This is a genomic window from Noviherbaspirillum sp. L7-7A (assembly GCF_019052805.1).
Taxonomy (GTDB): domain Bacteria; phylum Pseudomonadota; class Gammaproteobacteria; order Burkholderiales; family Burkholderiaceae_D; genus Noviherbaspirillum_A.
Map to the genome: position 1 here is coordinate 3,774,494 of NZ_JAHQRJ010000001.1, position 16,246 is coordinate 3,790,739.

Annotated in this window: 17 protein-coding genes and 1 pseudogene; 9 read left to right on the forward strand and 9 right to left on the reverse strand. The window is 51.8% G+C overall.

Annotated elements, in window-relative coordinates:
- Nucleotides 1-71: 71 nt before the first annotated feature.
- The 3 genes from KTQ42_RS17210 to KTQ42_RS17220 all read right to left on the reverse strand — a co-directional run bounded on the left by KTQ42_RS17210 (nt 72) and on the right by KTQ42_RS17220 (nt 1,774).
- Nucleotides 72-971: a helix-turn-helix domain-containing protein gene (locus tag KTQ42_RS17210; protein ID WP_217346575.1), complete on the reverse strand. Its 900-nt coding sequence runs from the start codon at nt 969-971 to the stop codon at nt 72-74.
- Nucleotides 968-1,417 carry a hypothetical protein gene (locus KTQ42_RS17215; protein WP_217346576.1) on the reverse strand — a complete coding sequence of 150 codons (450 nt, stop codon included), beginning with the start codon at nt 1,415-1,417 and terminating at the stop codon, nt 968-970. Before KTQ42_RS17215 ends, KTQ42_RS17210 begins: the two co-directional genes overlap by 4 nt.
- 99 nt (nt 1,418-1,516) lie before the next feature.
- The gene (locus tag KTQ42_RS17220; protein ID WP_217346577.1) at nt 1,517-1,774 is read right to left on the reverse strand and encodes a hypothetical protein; all 258 of its coding nucleotides are present in this window, start codon (nt 1,772-1,774) and stop codon (nt 1,517-1,519) included.
- A gap of 69 nt (nt 1,775-1,843) precedes the next feature.
- On the opposite strand from KTQ42_RS17220, the gene KTQ42_RS17225 reads away from it, so the two are divergent.
- From KTQ42_RS17225 to KTQ42_RS17235, 3 genes are all read left to right on the forward strand, one after another.
- On the forward strand, nt 1,844-2,575 hold the full coding sequence (locus KTQ42_RS17225) for a S24 family peptidase (protein WP_283093276.1): 732 nt from the start codon (nt 1,844-1,846) through the stop codon (nt 2,573-2,575).
- Between the two features lie 99 nt (nt 2,576-2,674).
- Nucleotides 2,675-3,391 (forward strand): hypothetical protein, encoded by a 717-nt coding sequence (locus KTQ42_RS17230; RefSeq protein ID WP_217346579.1) that lies wholly within the window; start codon nt 2,675-2,677, stop codon nt 3,389-3,391.
- Complete coding sequence (locus KTQ42_RS17235; RefSeq protein WP_217346580.1) at nt 3,388-4,032, forward strand: RES family NAD+ phosphorylase; 645 nt, start codon at nt 3,388-3,390, stop codon at nt 4,030-4,032. Before KTQ42_RS17230 ends, KTQ42_RS17235 begins: the two co-directional genes overlap by 4 nt.
- 116 nt (nt 4,033-4,148) lie before the next feature.
- On the opposite strand, the gene KTQ42_RS24375 is transcribed toward KTQ42_RS17235, so the two are convergent.
- Nucleotides 4,149-4,844, reverse strand: a complete 696-nt coding sequence (locus KTQ42_RS24375) for a tetratricopeptide repeat protein (RefSeq protein WP_217346581.1) — start codon at nt 4,842-4,844, stop codon at nt 4,149-4,151.
- 21 nt (nt 4,845-4,865) lie between these two features.
- Here KTQ42_RS24375 and KTQ42_RS17245 point away from each other — a divergent pair, with 21 nt between their 5' ends.
- Complete coding sequence (locus KTQ42_RS17245) at nt 4,866-5,318, forward strand: prepilin-type N-terminal cleavage/methylation domain-containing protein (protein ID WP_217346582.1); 453 nt, start codon at nt 4,866-4,868, stop codon at nt 5,316-5,318.
- A 225-nt stretch (nt 5,319-5,543) separates the two neighbouring features.
- Here KTQ42_RS17245 and KTQ42_RS17250 read toward each other — a convergent pair whose 3' ends face one another.
- Complete coding sequence (locus KTQ42_RS17250) at nt 5,544-6,212, reverse strand: NUDIX domain-containing protein (RefSeq protein ID WP_217346583.1); 669 nt, start codon at nt 6,210-6,212, stop codon at nt 5,544-5,546.
- Nucleotides 6,213-6,267: 55 nt separating this feature from the next.
- Between KTQ42_RS17250 and KTQ42_RS17255 the strand changes: the two genes are divergently transcribed.
- The 3 genes from KTQ42_RS17255 to KTQ42_RS17265 all read left to right on the forward strand — a co-directional run bounded on the left by KTQ42_RS17255 (nt 6,268) and on the right by KTQ42_RS17265 (nt 9,859).
- Nucleotides 6,268-7,323, forward strand: coding sequence for an ADP-ribosylglycohydrolase family protein (locus KTQ42_RS17255; RefSeq protein WP_217346584.1), 1,056 nt, complete (start codon nt 6,268-6,270; stop codon nt 7,321-7,323).
- 65 nt (nt 7,324-7,388) lie between these two features.
- Nucleotides 7,389-8,015: an NUDIX hydrolase gene (locus KTQ42_RS17260; RefSeq protein WP_217346585.1), complete on the forward strand. Its 627-nt coding sequence runs from the start codon at nt 7,389-7,391 to the stop codon at nt 8,013-8,015.
- Nucleotides 8,016-8,407: 392 nt separating this feature from the next.
- Complete coding sequence (locus tag KTQ42_RS17265; RefSeq protein ID WP_217346586.1) at nt 8,408-9,859, forward strand: tyrosinase family protein; 1,452 nt, start codon at nt 8,408-8,410, stop codon at nt 9,857-9,859.
- Between the two features lie 284 nt (nt 9,860-10,143).
- Here KTQ42_RS17265 and KTQ42_RS17270 read toward each other — a convergent pair whose 3' ends face one another.
- The 4 genes and pseudogenes from KTQ42_RS17270 to KTQ42_RS17290 form a co-directional block, all read right to left on the reverse strand.
- Nucleotides 10,144-11,076, reverse strand: coding sequence for a cytochrome P450 (locus KTQ42_RS17270; RefSeq protein WP_217347025.1), 933 nt, complete (start codon nt 11,074-11,076; stop codon nt 10,144-10,146).
- Between the two features lie 18 nt (nt 11,077-11,094).
- A pseudogene (locus KTQ42_RS24015) lies at nt 11,095-11,703 on the reverse strand (DDE-type integrase/transposase/recombinase); the annotation flags it as partial.
- A gap of 297 nt (nt 11,704-12,000) precedes the next feature.
- A complete protein-coding gene (locus tag KTQ42_RS17285; protein ID WP_249222804.1) occupies nt 12,001-13,113 on the reverse strand; it encodes an IS110 family transposase in 1,113 nt (370 codons plus the stop codon).
- 237 nt (nt 13,114-13,350) lie between these two features.
- Nucleotides 13,351-13,752, reverse strand: a complete 402-nt coding sequence (locus KTQ42_RS17290; protein WP_217346589.1) for a transposase — start codon at nt 13,750-13,752, stop codon at nt 13,351-13,353.
- Between the two features lie 641 nt (nt 13,753-14,393).
- Here KTQ42_RS17290 and KTQ42_RS17295 point away from each other — a divergent pair.
- Together KTQ42_RS17295 and KTQ42_RS17300 are read left to right on the forward strand one after the other, a co-directional pair.
- On the forward strand, nt 14,394-15,845 hold the full coding sequence (locus KTQ42_RS17295; RefSeq protein ID WP_217346590.1) for a UbiA family prenyltransferase: 1,452 nt from the start codon (nt 14,394-14,396) through the stop codon (nt 15,843-15,845).
- 9 nt (nt 15,846-15,854) lie between these two features.
- Nucleotides 15,855-16,220, forward strand: a complete 366-nt coding sequence (locus KTQ42_RS17300; protein WP_217346591.1) for a hypothetical protein — start codon at nt 15,855-15,857, stop codon at nt 16,218-16,220.
- Nucleotides 16,221-16,246 lie beyond the last annotated feature (26 nt).

Genomic DNA, 16,246 nt, shown 5'->3' on the forward strand with positions numbered 1-16,246 from the left:
GTTGATCTAGTGAGCGCGGAGATAGCGGCATGTTCTTCCCTAGTAGCTGCTCTGTGTGTAATCCAAGCACTTCATGCGGCTTTGACCCGTCGGCTTTGGAGGGCACGTGCTGCCTGAAGTGCTGCCGCCCGGTTTGCGGATGAAATGGTCGGTTTTGCCTCACCTTTGTCGCTGTCAGTCCGCAGTGCAAAAAGCGGGATCGTTGCCTGTGTGTCGACCGTGTCCATCTGTTGTCTGATGCGAGACTTGAAGACGGCAACCGATTCGCCCGGGAGAGGGGCCGGGTTCGGCGTGCCATGGTGCGTTACGGCTCCAACACTACTTAGCCGCAACGCACCGTAGTCTGCCGTCCGTTGACGTCTGAACCGCTGCTCGTTGCGACACCAGTTGCGCCAGGCAGCGAACCAGTCTGCTTTCATGCCACGCGGTCCTGGCAGCGCCGACCAGTGGTCCCGGAATTTTTCGGCGACGAACTCCACGTCTCCCGTGGTCCAAGTCGACTGCTGTTGCAATGCCCATTCTGCCCAGAGTGGCGGAAGTGCCCAGTTGCCTGGCAAAGGCATGCTGCGCACCACCAGACGGTTAGTTGATGAATCAATGACGTTTATGGGCGCGGGATCTGCAGGGGCATGATGCGAATGCTGCGGGGCTAAGGTGTCGGATGCTGCACAGGTAGAAGGAGAAATCTGCGGTACGGCAGATTCTGAGAGTGTGAAGAATTTGTCCGGGTGAACCTGGTACAGGGTACTGCGGCCTTTGCGGAACCGGCGCACCAGCATCCCGGCGCGCTCCAAGTCGCTGATGTGCTGCTGCACGGTGCGCTGGCCCATGCTGCATTTCTGCGCAATGGCTTCGACCGAGGGATAGCATTCGCCCTGATCGTCGGCATGGTCACACAGCGATAGCAGCACCAGTTTTCTGCCTGCAGGTATGTCGGTTTTCCAGGCAAGTGCCATAAAGCTGATGCTCATTGATGTATCCCCAGCCTGCGGTGAGTGTCGGCGATATAGACAGCGGTACGCGCATCGGCTTCTTCGCGGGTTATGCCAATGCACTGGTCATGTTCAACGTGGCAGCCCCGAATGCCCGGTCGGCTGCAGCAAAGGGGAAAGGTCGCCAGATAATGTGCCTTGATGCGGGCACCCTTGCCGTCCTGATAGCGGTTGCTGTAAGCGGCTTGTGAAAATCCGACAACCCCGCAACAGGCGCAAGGGAGCATCGCCACGCGCTTGAAATGTGCGGTTTCGACACTCAGTGGTTTTTTGCGTCTGGGCTTCTTGCTCTGGGTACGTTGCTTGACGCGCTGATGCGATTGCCAGAACAGTTTTCCGGTAAGGCCGCGTGACATCGGGGAGCGTTGTAATGGTTTCTTTTGCGGCTTTAACGGGGCTTTGCGAAGGAGGGCAGTGCGCTTCATACAGCCTTTCTTTGAGTGAGTTGGAATAAGAGGTAGGGAATGCGGGAGAAAACTGCATCGCTCGGAGGGGCCGGGCTGGGTAGCAGGACGATCCGTGACTTACTCATCAGGGTCCTTGCAGGTCATCTCGTAGTGGGCGAACCAGTACTCGGCACGCCAGAGCTGTTCTACAAACTTGAATGCAGGCGGGCAGTCATGAACAGAGGTGCCTTCTTGAACGGCTTGTTGAGCGGCTGCCCGGAGTTTTGCAATGGAGATAATTGGCTCCGCCATCAGTCGGCCGCTCCACTGCGATAGGTTTTGCATGTTGAACGCATAGTCGTCTTTTGTTGTTTTGATAACAACAACACTAAACACATTCGCCGTGCTTATCAATTCATTTATGAATGAACTGGAGATTCCTATTCATTTGTGTATAGTTCGGGGATGACTATCTCAAATCGCCTACAAGAAGCCATGAACAGTGCCGGCATAACGAGCCAGAGCGAGCTTGCGCGCCGCTCAGGCGTGCCTCAGCCAACGATTAACCGCATCCTCAATGGCGTTGGCAGGCAGGGACCTGCGACCGAGACGCTGAAAAAACTTGCTGTGGCATGTGAGATGCCGTTCCAGTGGCTTGCAGATGGGACAGGTGCAGAACGGGGCGTTAGTACAGAAGGAGTCGTGTTGGGCATGACGGAACCTGATCTCGAGCATCTGTTTGTTTTTCCGAAACCGTCTCATGCTGATAAAGCTGCGGGTCCGGTTCGGATCAGAACAGTCAGATTGCGGTCGTCCGCCAAGGACACCGAGTTTGCTGTTCAGGCTGATGTGAGATCAGGGGACGGGGTTTATCTTGGAAAGGAATGGCTACAGACGCGTGGCTACCACGATCAAGCGCTGATTGCGCTTGCAATGGATGGAGACAGCATGGAGCCCGGCCTGTATGCCGGAGATATCCTTGTCGTCAATCTGTCCGATAGGCAGCTTCATGATGGCGAGGTGTTTGTGCTTGCCTATGAAGGAACAGTTCTGATCAGACGCTTGCTACGCGATGCAGGACGCTGGTGGCTATGCTCGGATAGTGCTGCACAACGACGTTTTCCGCGCAAACGATATGCAAACAGCGAGTGCAGCATTATCGGTCGTGTCGTTTTTAAGCTGAGCGAAAAAATATAGATGTTGGACGTTGGCGGCGATTTGTGGCTGACGAAGTGAGGAATCTGCCTTGTTTCGCGACGGGGCAATGAAATTGTTCCGAGGATGCCATATCCATCTGTGTCAAAAATCCAAATATATGCCAATATTGCTATTATTTTTTCAAACGCTGCAATGTTGGCAACGATGGAGGTGCAAAGTATGAGTGTTGCACAGGATAAACCAACTGATCGGAACATCAGCTTGCAAGTACCTGTTCCAGAAAATGTTGATCCCGCTGTTGAGGCGACGTTGAAGGAAACAGCAGAAAAGGTGCTGGCTATCCTTGCTCGGTCAGGATCACAAGAATCAATCATCGCTTCCGCAGATCGTTTAGCCCAAGCCATGATAGGAACGTTTCAACCTGATGCCTATCTGGTTGAAGAACGTATGGATCGCTTGCGCTCGATCCGTAAAATGCTCCGTGAAGGAGAGTGGCTGACAGCGGCGGAAATCAATGCAGCGCAAGAAAACCCGCCAGCGCAGAAATCCCTTCCCGCAAGCGATTGGAAGAGACGGGGACGGATCTTTAGTGTCAACCACGACGGCATTGAATACTATCCCCGGTATGAGTTCGACGCGGCATATCGGCCACTTCCGATCATCGGTGATCTTCTGAAGGAGTTCGCAGCGGAATCCGACACCTGGAAGATCGCTGCCTGGTTTCATTTCCCGAACGGCTACCTTACTGCGGATACTCCAGGCGGACGTCAGGTTATTGCACCGAAAGACGCACTGGACCAACGCGACAAACTCTGGGCGGCGGTTCGATCCCGGAAGGGCACTTACGTCGCATGACAACGCTGTTGCGCCTGCCTACCGCCGCCGAGGCATTTACCGAGGACGAAGTCCTGCATACGGATAAGCTCGATTGGTTTCACGTCTATTCCACCGAAAACTATCCCGACACAAAACCGGATACCTTCAATGAGGGCTATGGAGCGTCACGTTTCGCGCCGCTATTCCAGGCAGATGGCACGCCAGTCCACACCTATTACATCGCTAGCACAATCGAATGCGCTGTCATGGAATCAGTCCTTCACGATGTGCCGCTACGTCCTGCCGGTACATTCGAGCTGGATCGGCTCAGGTATTTTCATTTGGTCCGGCTGCAAATTCCGTACGATCTGAAATTCGTCAGCTTCCACACGCCCTATTTGCCGAAAATGGGAATTTCACGTACAGCTCTAGTCGACAGTCCGCCAGAGGACTATCCGTGTACGAGGGCATGGGCGCAGGCTGCTTATTTGCAGCAGCCGGCAGCACAAGGGATCGGCTATGGCTCACGCCGTCACGATGCTGCCCGGTGTCTGATGTTGTTTGGTCAAAGACTTCCTTCCAGGCGGTTCAATGTGCTTGAAACCGAGTCGCTTGCTACTGGCGAGCTGCGGAGAAACATCGTCAATCTTATGCGGCGGCTGGACCTGAATCTGATTTAAGCGCTCAAAACCGGAAGTCAGGCGCGGCCTCAAAAAGCTGCGCTGGCTGTTGGGCTTTGTAGTTCATTTTCCATCCGATCGCTTATCCGGATGTGCCATTACCAGAGGTGAAGTGGCTAAATGTCTCTTATAAAGCTGTCTCGCATAGCTTGCATCTGCGTTTGAGAGATTACATGGCCTCGGGCTGCAGCCTTGGCCAGCCACATCATTCCAAGATTGTCGTCTTGCAAAACTCCATTTCCGTCTAAATGACACCGGCCAAGCCAATGCATAGCATCCGGATACTCTTGCTTCGCAGCGAGTTCAAGCCAGTAAATAGCGCTCCGAGGCTTATTGTTTTCCAAGAAAAGAAGGGCTAGATCATTTTGTGCTTCTGCATTGCCACTGTCGGCATCTTTTATCAGTGGAATGTCTTCGTCTTCAAGTGGAACACATGCATGTGGTTTGATGGCATCGAAACTGACCATAGCTCGTCCCCCTGGCCCGCTTTCAACTTCTCGTTTTAAAGACCCGTCTGCGATTCGACGTCGGAACGTACTTTCACTCCACTCCGTTAGGGTAATTGCTGACGCGATGCTAATCAGTTCCAATTTGGCAACCTCACATTTGTTTAGGGTGAATCTTATGACACTCTGGTTGGGGTGCCAAGTAATCATGACACCCCTTTTTGGGGTCTCAGAATTGATTGACGACCCTGCTAAGGGTGTCATGCTTGCTAAATAACCAAGCTTGCTCGAGCGGTTTTGGAATGTTTCTGCTTGGCACGCTTGTTGCTCATGAGAAAGTGGGTTCAACAGATTAACTTGTTTCACTTACTTACCTGAGAGGCCAATATGAAATTCGCTCAATACAAGCAACAAGCACAACAAGGTTTTACCCTGATCGAACTGATGATCGTTGTAGCAATCATCGGTATTCTGGCGGCAGTTGCGATTCCGGCATATCAGAACTACGTTATGCGCGCTGCTTATACTGAAGTAACTTTGGCAATGACGCCATACAAGCTCGCTGTCGAAGAAGGCTACCAAAATGGTGTTGCTCTTGCCGATATGGATGCTGCTACCAACGGCGGTACTGCAACCAACCTTCCAGTTACTCCTGCGACTTCGACCCAAAAAGCATTCAATAGCTTGGTTGTTGCTGATGGCGTGATCACTGCAACGCCTAATGCATACAAAGGTATTGTAGCTGGTGATACTTGCGTTCTGAGCCCGACTGTAGATGGTACTCGTCTTACTTGGACATACAGTGGCGCTTGCACGACCAAAGGCTTCGTAAAGAACTAATTAGAGGTCTAATATAAAGGGCAACTTTAAAAAGTTGCTCACAAATGAAAACACCCCGGCTCGGGGTGTTTTCGTTTGTCCAACAGCTAAGTTGGTTTGGGCGCAATCATATTATTTGTAGGCGTCGCGTCTACTACCGCACGGCCACGATTGAGATAGTCCCTGAGAACGGCGGACACAGTTTACGCGGTATCTTACGCATTACGCGTGAAGCGATCTGACAGCCTAAAACCGGAAATCGGGCGCGGCTTCGAAAAGCTGTGCTGGCCGTTGCGGGCCACGGAGAAATTTTCCAGGTAGCAGACGCAGCGAGGGCTCGTCTTTGATGAGGCGGCGAAAGGCGCCCTTATCGAGCCGGGTTCCTAATACGGCTTCGCAGGCGCGCTGCAGGTCAGTCAGCGTAAATTTGTCTGAAAGCAGATGCAGGGGCAAGGCGCCTTGCCGGACTTTTTGCCTGAGCCGAGCAAGTGCCTCACTGAGAAGAAATCCATGATCGAATGCCAGTTGATCTTCCAGATCGACAGGGGAGCACCAACCAATTGCCTTGACTGAGGTGCCAGCCGCCGCGGGAACCAACTCTCCGGGCAGCAGCGCGTAATACGCCGTGCTAATTGACCAACCCCGTGGATCGCGATGCGGGCCGCTTACCGTGGTTACCTGTTCCAGGTAGCGCACATCGACCCCGACTTTGCTTTTAAGGACACGCATTGCCGTCTCATCCAGGCTGCTGTCCAGATCTGGTCTCAGAATGCCGCCTGGGAGGGCCCATCTATCTGGCGCAGGATCGTTGTCCCTTTTTACCAGCAGCACGTGCAGCTCCCAGTCAATCAATGTGAAGAGCGCTATATCGGCGGTGACTAGAGGAAATAATTTTTTCGTTGTACTTATTTGCATAACGCCACTAACAATGCTAACTTAGTGACATAATATCATTAAGGGAGAAAGATTCATGCATAACAAGAATAACCTGCTCGATCGCGCTATCGGCTGCCTGCTTGGTGGCGCTGCAGGCGACGCACTTGGTGCTCCTGTTGAATTCATCGATCGTGCTGAAATACTGCGGCGATTCGGTCCGGCAGGCATCCGGCAATATGCACCCGCATACGGGGGTATCGGCAAAATCACCGACGATACTCAGATGACGCTATTCACTGCGGAAGGGTGCCTTCGTGTACGCCATCATTCAATGAAGTATGGCATTGACAACAGCAAGGACATTCTCAGAAATGCCTACATGCGGTGGCTGCATACCCAAACATCAGCAGCCGATAAAGGGAAAGGCACTGTTGACAGCTGGCTTCTAAAGCAGTCAGCACTTTTCTCCCGTCGGGCACCTGGCAATACGTGCCTGAGCGCGCTTGGCCGTAAAGGCGGCGAGCGCAACAACAGCAAAGGGTGCGGTGGGATCATGCGGGTTGCTCCCTGCGGAATCTTGCATCCGGGCGACCCACTGGCGGCGTTCAATCTTGGCAGCCTAGCGGCAAAACTCACGCATGGTCATCCTACCGGCTATCTATCGGCTGGCGTGTTCGCTGCATTGATTGCGTTACTCATGGATGGGCAGTCACTAGAACGAGCGGTTGACACTACCCGTGAGATTCTCATCAGTTTTCCTGAGCATGAGGAGACATTGTTTGCGTTGGATGCGGCCAAGGCTTTGGCTCGCCGAGGTGAAATGCCAGAGAAAGCCATTCCGATGCTGGGCGAAGGCTGGATAGCCGAAGAAGCTCTGGCCATCTCGCTTTATTGTGCGTTAATAGCCGAAAGCCTTGAGGACGGCGTCATCATGGCAGTCAACATTACCGGGGATAGTGATTCGACGGGTGCCATTGCGGGCAACTTGCTGGGCGCGTTGCACGGCGCGTCCGCTATTCCAAAGCAGTGGCTGGATCCGCTCGAATTGAAGGAGGTCATTGAGGCAGTGGCATGCGACTTGGTGCATATACCGGACTTTGAACCTGACGCGGACAAGAATGAGTGGTTTGGCCGCTATCCGGCTAACTAAAGGAATGCTGCACCCGGCTGCCTAATCCAATCTGGATGACAAGCGACATCACGATGAGGAAACACATGCTCGTTTACCACCCTCTGCCTGACGAACACGGAAAACCCGTTTTGCTGAAAAGCCCTAGTAAAGCAACGCCTCTGGCATGCTGGAATCAGGTCGATGCTGTTGCAACAGTGACGCCCGGCGGGCAGATGCCAAGTTCGCTCAACGGCATCAAGTTCGACGACTGGCATGATGTTCCTACTTCCCACGAGGCCTGGAATAACGTTGAAGGCCAGTGCTGTTTTGAAGAGCCGGCATTCTGCCCGCCGCAGGGCAAAATGCCGGCGGCTGGCGTTGTTGTGGAAGAAGCGGATGGTAGATTCTGGCTTGTGGCCCCTTCCAACGGATTCGGAGGTTATCTGGCGACGTTCCCGAAGGGACGTATCGAAGGTAAGGTAAGCCGGCAGGCAAGCGCCATTCGTGAAGCTTATGAGGAAGCAGGGCTGAAAGTCAGGATTACAGGATTTCTTGCTGATTCAGACCGTACGCAAAGCTACACGCGCTATTACCTTGCGCAACGTGTTGGTGGAAATCCTGCACTGATGGGATGGGAATCACAAGCAGTTCATCTTGTGCCGCGCTTAGCGCTTCGGTTTTTTTTGACACATACCAAAGATCAACCCTTGCTGAAGGCCATTATTGGCTGAGATAAGAACAATAAAAAAACCAGTGAAATAAGTTCTCGATGCCACAATGGGCGTTGGATCAGTTGTTGGAAAAACGGATTGTGGCCCGGAGCAAATGTTAAAGGCAAATTAAATACACACTTTTACATTCATCATTTATTATTGGGTTATGAATGAATACTGTAGCACAGCGGCAGTAGCCCGGAATCCCAAATTTGTTTTAACTACAGTGTCGCCTATTTTTAATCATCCATAGATCAAAAAACCAATTACTGATTTATCTCATACTTTCGAAATGCCGCACTAGAGAGGTGCAATCCGAATGCCTAGTCTGCAAGCTGAAATACCGGCAGGTTTAAGCTGACACTGCTTTGCCTATCTCATCAGCTGCTCAATTGGTCTTGGAGTTGCAAATGTCCTCTCTGCATATTAACCGGCGTAATTTCGTCAAGAGTTTTACTTCAGCTGCAGCACTCATATCCTTTCCAAGCCTCGTGCTTGGTCAAACTACCCGCATTCGTCTTGAATGGCAGCAATTCAAGACCACAACGCAATATACGCAGTTTCTTGATGCTATAAAAAGAATGCGTGCCAGCACGGCAACGAGCAGTCCTTCCTCGTGGACTTATTGGGTCAATGCCCATGTCAATTACTGCCCTCATGGCACTTCTTACTTTCTGGCATGGCATCGTGGTTATCTGTATTACTTTGAGCAAGAACTGCGCAAGATGTATCCGACTTTGACGCTGCCGTACTGGGACTACTATAAATACTCCAGAATACCAGCCGAGTTCACCGACCCGGCCACGGGCAATCCGCTTTATGTGTCGCGTACTGGCACCAATGTCTATAACGCGCTGACGCTGGCACCGTTTGCCTCCACCGTCGTGAACTTTCAGCGGGGTACTTCAAACGCATTCGAGACGTCGATAGAATCCCAACCCCATAATCCAGTGCACAATTTGATCGGCGGGGAAATGGCAAACATGACTTCTCCAAGAGACCCGATTTTCTTTCTGCACCATTGTAATATTGACCGGCTGTGGTATGCCTGGGTGCGCTCTGGCGGCAAACGCGTTCCTTATACAAGTAATCCATATAACTCATCGACTAGCAATTCTTATTGGGCTGGGTCATTCAGATATGGATCGACCATGACAATAGAACGATACAAAACCTATACGCCTAGCTGGCTAGGCTACGATAACGCCAACAATACCCGGCCAACTTCGTTGCCACTATCGGCCAAGGTGATCAGTCCGTTTAAGCTCACACAAGCACAAGTGCCGCAGTTTGTTACTCGACCGCCTGACGGAAATTTTCCGGCGACTGCTGCAAGGGCAATATCTGCGACCAGTCGGTCTTTGGGTGGTGTCGCAAGCGTGGGTTTAAGCGAAGCTTCTGTCAGTGCGCGTTTGCCTTTAAATGGAACGAATGTGCAGGTTGTGCAGAATGCTGTAACAGCGGCACTCAGTGCGCCTGCTCAATTGGCTCCCGATACTGTGCGGTCGGTCAAGGTCGTATTAGAAAATCTGCAACTGCTCGGTGCCGGTGCCCAGGGCGGCTATTTCTACAAGGTCTATATCAACTTACCTGTTTCAGGAGATGCCACCGGAGGTGGTGAAAAGTATTTGCTTGGGACGATGGGGCCGTTTGAAATTGCTGGCGCTTCACATCATGGTTCAGCCACCTTGGAATTTCCGGCCACCGAAGTCTTGTCGAAATTCTCGTCAACCGAGCTACAAGAATTTACTGTCTCTTTCGAGCGCGTCAGCGGCGAAAATGCTCCGCGCGGCCAAGTACTGCGTGTAGGAGAGATTCGTATCGAAGTTTCTACTGATGCGCCTTGGAATGATAATCCTTGATCTTGTGCACCTTGAACCTGGCTACCGCCTACCAGCGCTGTAGCCAGGTGCTTGCTTAGACCCGCGCCCTAATGTTTTCCACTACTGCGGGTAATTCTTGACCTGACCAAATAACATGATTACGCCTCACGCCAATCTTATCTAAGCGTCCTAGAAATTGATATGTACAAACACTGCTAAATGGTCACCGCTCCTCTACATGAGGTTTTGAATCAACAGTAAGGGCTGAGGGATGTTATCCATGGAGATTGATCGCCAGCTCCCAGGACAGGGAAGCATTATCTTTACCGACGCCGAAGTTTCAGTTGTAACCCAACGGGCGCCATTGTGAATGTCAGTCGTTTTTGGACCGATTTGCCGTCGGGTGTATCGAGGGCACTGATATCGAAGTTTTTTACTAATATGGTAATCACCATCTTCATTTCTTCAATAGCGAGAAAGCGGCCTGGACACAAACGCGGACCAGCGCCAAAAGGCATGCATGCCTTGCGATGTATGGACTCGGATACGCTGGTCATCCAGCGGTCCGGGCGAAATGCGCAAGGGTTCGCGAAATGCATTTCTTTCAATGCGCCCACACGCGTTAGCAACAAAATCATCGTGCCCTTCGGTATGGCGACGTCGGCGACAACTGTGTCGTGATTTGCCTCTACGCCGACGAGAGGTGCGGAAGGCCGGAGTCGCATCGATTCATTAATGCAGGCTTCGATAAAGTCCAGTTCGCCAAGTTGCTCATGGCGAGTGGACACGGCATCTTTACCTATGATCCTGTCGACTTCCTCACGGATACGTAGCAACACGTCTGGAGACTGATGAGCGAGGTAGATAAACCAGGCAAGTGAGTGCGCCGTGGTATTTTCGCCGGCCAGAAGGAGCGTGACTATATTGCCGGCCAATTCGGAGTCCAAGAAAATAGATTCATTTTCATCGCGCGCCGCAATCATTGCTTCCAATAAATTGCTAGGCTGATCGAACAAGGCCGGACTGTTATTCATCCGGTCTCTTGCCAAGCGGATGAACTCTTGTACAGACTCGCTAACGATCCTGTTGTTTTCATCAAGCCTGTGATCCTCGGCCTGCTTAATCCAATGCCAGTACGGCAATGGGGCGAACAAACGCTTTTGAAGCATGCGAAAGATGTCACCAAGATTGCCTTGGACGACAGGCCCTTCGGATTCGCTTGTATTAATATCCGTTCCGAATGGTCTCGCCCCTATATTCCCGTACTACCGGCGTTAGTTGCTCGAAGCCTGTTTTTCTCTAAACATGCGTGGCGGCAGGTACTTTAGCGCGCTATGCGGGTGCTTCGTATTGTAGTGCTCAAACCAGTCCACCAAATGTCGCATCACAGTTCCGGCATCCGGGCGTAATGCCAGCCTGGCTTAGTCGCGCTTAATGGTTTTGACCAGACCCTCGGCCATCCCGTTGCTCTGTGGGCTTGAAACCGGCGTGGTCACCGGCTTGAGACCCAGTGCAAGCGCAAACAATCGGGTCTCGGCAGCGGTATAGCAACTGCCATTGTCGGTCAGCCATTCGATCTCCGATGGCGTCGTGTTGTTTGGACCAAATCGAGACTCGACCGCTTGCATCATCAAGTCGCCCACCAGCCCGGCGTCAATGCCTTTTGTCGTTGCCACCCAGCTCATGACTTCCCGATCGCAGCAGTCCAGCGCAAAGGCTACCCGTACCCGTTCGCCATTGTCGCAAGCCACTTCAAAGCCATCCGAGCATCAGCGGGTATTGCTGCTGTCGACGGCTACCTTGCCATCGTGCCTGCGGGTAGAGACAGGTCGTTGACCATGACGGTAGAGCAGCAGGCCATGGTCCCGCATGACCCGATAGACGTATATGGACTCCTCCTTTTTTGCAAACAATTCGTTTTGGGCGTTGAGGTACGACTGCTCACGTATATCCGGTCTCTGACTGCTCGCTCCTCTACGGAGCTGGACCATGATGGGCTATTCGCGCGCTGATTCCCTATCATTTGTCCGGGCTTTGTAGCCTTTGTCTATTTCGGGTTCTTTCAGCGCCGGTTCGACCTATTTGCCATCAACGATTTGCTTTGCAATCGTGGTAGTGATTCGCTGCGTTTCTTTCTTTAACGATGCTTCTTCTATCCACTTCTCATAACTCGTTTTCCCTCATACTGACACCGCTTCCGGTTGATAGTCGGTACCATTCCTGGTCATCGCCCACGCAATTCGAGCAGTTTTATTGGCCATCGCCACGGCGGCGACGTTATGGTGCCGCGTCGTGGCAATCCGTGTAATCCACTGGCTTAGCCGATCCGTCTTTGTTACGGCAGTGCGCATGACGGATCTACCTCCATGCACAAGCAGCATGCGCAGATAGGCGTCACCGCGCTTGCTGATGCCCAGCAATCGCTCTTTTCCACCTGAGCTGTTTTGTGCTGGCGTCAACCCTAACGATGCCGCCATTTGCCGACCATTTGCGAACTGGCTGGCATCGCCAACGGTAGCCACCAACGCCGTTGCGGTAATCGGCCCGACACCGCGCAAATGCTGCAATCTCCTTGCCACCGGGTCGCTTGCCGCCATCTGAGCAATCTCGCGGTCCAGTTCGCTGATTCTTTCATCAAGCTGCCGCAGGTCTGATTGCAAACCTGTGAGCAACCGGCGAAAGCGCTCGGTCAGACCGTTGTTCATGTCTTCCAGCCAGCAGGCGATTGCTTGCCGCAACTGAAGCAATTCTCGCGGCGCCACCAAGCCGTATTCGGCAACCAGGCCGCGGGTCTGATTAGCTTTGGCAACGCGCTGCGCGATCAGCTCGGAACGGATGCGGTGTACCGCCTGCATATCCTGTTGCTCGACCATTTTGACGGCGACAAAGCGCATGCTCGGCCGACTCATTGCCTCGCAGATCGCTTCAGCGTCATTGGCATCGTTCTTGTTGCTCTTGACGTAGGGTTTGACGAACTGGGGCGCAATGAGTTTGACCTGAAAGCCATGCCGCTGCAGTTGTCTTGCCCAATGGTGGGCGCCGGCGCATGCTTCCATGCCGATCTCGCAACCTGGCTCGATCCGCTCAACGACTTCTTTAATCCAGTCTGCCCGGTTCAGCTTCTTGCGCCAGACCGGCTTTTCGAAGCGATCCACACCATGCACCTGGAAGACATTTTTTGCCAAATCGACGCCAATGCGGATAAGCTTCGTATCGGACTCCGTCTTCGACTGGTTGTGTGGAAACTCCAGTGTGACACTTTTGCGTGCTCCTTGCGGGGAGGAGGAGTCCATTCCATTGTTTGTGGTTAGGAGACTGTCCAGTCGGCCTGGGATGCTGATGTCGCAATACACCCCAGACCCGTCGGTAGCCATAGGTGCCGAGGCCGTGAATGACGTGCCGAACGTCTTCCAGCAGTGACGTGTCATCCATCCGGCTGCGTGCCGTGCGGCGGTCAGTCCAGTCATCAGAACGCTTGCGTAGTGCCACGAGATGACTGCGCGCCACGCCAAGGGTCGAACACACCAGTCTCATTGGTCGTCCCCGGGCAACAGCGGCGAGCGCGCAATCCACTTTTTTGCTTTGGCAAGGTCCACTGCTTCCTTGAGGATGTCATTCTCCAAAGTCTTGCGTCCCAATGCCGCTTCCAGTTGCTTGAAGCGCTTCATTGCATCCTGCAGTTCAGATGCTGGCACGACGGGCTCATTAGCACCTACGGCAACCAACAATCCTTCTGTATAGACTTTGCGCCACTGGAATAGCTGGCTGGCGGTGATGCCCGCCTCCCAAGCTACCAGGGACACCGACATCCCCGGTTCCATGCTGCGCTCAATCAATTCGAGCTTCTGTTCCGGGGTCCAGCGTCTGCGCCGCTGGACCCCGGTAATGACTTCCACTTGCTGATCTCTTCCCGAAGGCATAGGCATATCCATAGCAGTATTCCTAGTCGTTAGTTTAAGGAATACCGACGGTCCGGGGAATCAGGGGAGTACTTCAGTAGCGACAAGTCGTCACTTAGAGTGCGTAACAGTGCGCCACCCATGAAACACAGTTTCTATTGCATAACGCATGGTAGCAACACGATGCACCAACATCATACAGTTACAGTTCGCCTAAAAAGTTAGAGACCCTATAAGCAACCCCATGCTTTTTAAAACAAGCCATCCAATCATCGTCTGCACTCTGCACATGAGAGGACACGCGTCCGTATTAATTCTCAAGAGCGGCGGAAATTCCCCTGAGTGTAACAAAAAAATTTATTTTTTGTTTCAAATTTGAAATATTTACAGATTTATAGTTATAATTTCATCCGGGAAACGACGGGGCGTAGCCGATGGAGTATGTTCCGACGACTAGCATGCATCTTTCTACATTCCGCCATGCTTCGATTCATAGAACAAATCAAACTGACCTTTGAATCTGCATCAAAAATTGTGTTCAACAGTTTAACTGTCACATATTGATGAAGCACTGAGCAGATCGTACGAACGCGGCCATTGCAATCACATATCCAAATCAGTTGCTTGCTCCTCTTTTCTGGTACTGCTACGTAATGAATCTCTAGAATGTCACTATGAATAAAATTTCTTTGGCTGAAGTGGCACTGTCTATTCCTCTGGTAGTGGACTTGGATGGCACGCTAACTCCAACGGACACTTTAGTGGAATCCATTTTCTCGCTACTCAAAAAAAACCCCCTCAATATTTTTGTTGTACTCCTTTGGCTTTTCACTGGGCGCGCGGAGTTTAAACGTCGGGTTGCTTGCAGAACTAACTTTTCGATCAAAACTATACCGTGGCGAGAAGATTTTCTAACCTGGTTGCGTGAACAGCATAATAATGGCCGAACATTGGTCCTCGCAACGGCGGCACATCGAACAATAGCGCAAGATGCTGCGCACCATCTGGGATTTTTTCATAAGGTAATTTCAACTGACAGTGGGAGCAATTTAAAAGGGACCGCAAAGCTTCAAGAAATCCAAAAGCAGATCGGCTCGCGTTTTAGCTATGCGGGCGATAGCTCAGCAGATTTACCTATCTGGCGAGCAGCTGAAACCGCGGTTCTGGTCGGTGCGTCCCAGGCTATAAGCCGTGAAGTGCGTGAAAGCGGGAAAGTAGAGATCGAATTCCATAACCGAAAGGCTGGGGTAGTCATCTGGCTACGCGCGCTCCGAGTGCACCAGTGGTTGAAAAACCTACTCTTATTCATACCTATCCTCGCCTCTTTTGCCTTCGACGATGCTTTAAAAATCTCGGCTGCGCTAATTGCATTTGCCAGTTTCTCATTTGCTGCATCTGCCACTTATATCTTTAACGATCTGTGGGATTTAGAAAGCGACCGTAAACACCCAAGAAAGCGTTATCGGCCTTTTGCCAGCGCTCATGTACCTATTTTTCAGGGCGTTATAGTTGCAGGTGGGCTCTTCTTGACCTCATTGGTCTTGGCCTGCTTTGTCTCTTATGCATTTGCTAGCATGGTAGTGGGATATATCGTCCTAACTACGTTGTATAGCTGGACGTTGAAACATTATGTACTGATTGATGTGTTGATGTTAGCAGTCTTATACACGTTCCGCGTCCTAGCAGGCTCTATAGCAACTGAAATCCACATTACACAGTGGCTGCTCGCTTTCAGCATCTTTATGTTTTTTGGTCTTGCCCTTATTAAACGGTGTGCGGAGCTAAAGTCGCTCCAAATGGCGCAGAAGAAGAATACTGAGGGGAGGGACTATCAAGTGGAGGATTTGGCTGTGCTTTGGCCTCTTGGTATCGCGGCGAGTCTTTGCTCCGTAGTCGTGTTTGGGCTTTATATCGGTGCGCCACAAACCAAGTCGGCATATGCCAACGCGGATTTGCTTTGGCTCGTAGGCCTAGGTTTGCTTTACTGGAATGCACGTCTATGGATTAAAACAGCGCGGGGAGAAATGCATGACGATCCAATTGTGTTCGCTGCAAGGGATTTCGGTAGCCAGGCCACGCTGTTGATGATGATCGGTTTAACCTTGCTCGCACGGCTTCTAGGATAAGAAAAGTTGATGAATCCTCTGATCCTGGCTGTTATAAGCATTTGCTTTTCTGTGACTGCGCAATTTTTACTCAAGGCTGGTATGGGCAGTAGCTCCGTAAAGACAGCTTCAGCAACTTTTTCCGGCATGTCGACGCTGCTTGCAATTTTTACACAACCTTATGTCATAAGCGGGTTTGTGTTTTATGGCCTCGGTGCTGTGGTCTGGCTCTCCGTACTTTCCCGGTGGGATGTCAGCAAGGCGTATCCCTTTGTAGGTATAGGGTTTGCGATGACTGCATTGATAGGACTTTTTATAGGAGAGCAAGTCGGTCCCCTACGTGCCGGCGGCGTGATCTTGATTTGCGCAGGTGTATGGATGGTTGCGAAGTCATAGAGAAGCATGCTTGATACAGTGCCGGT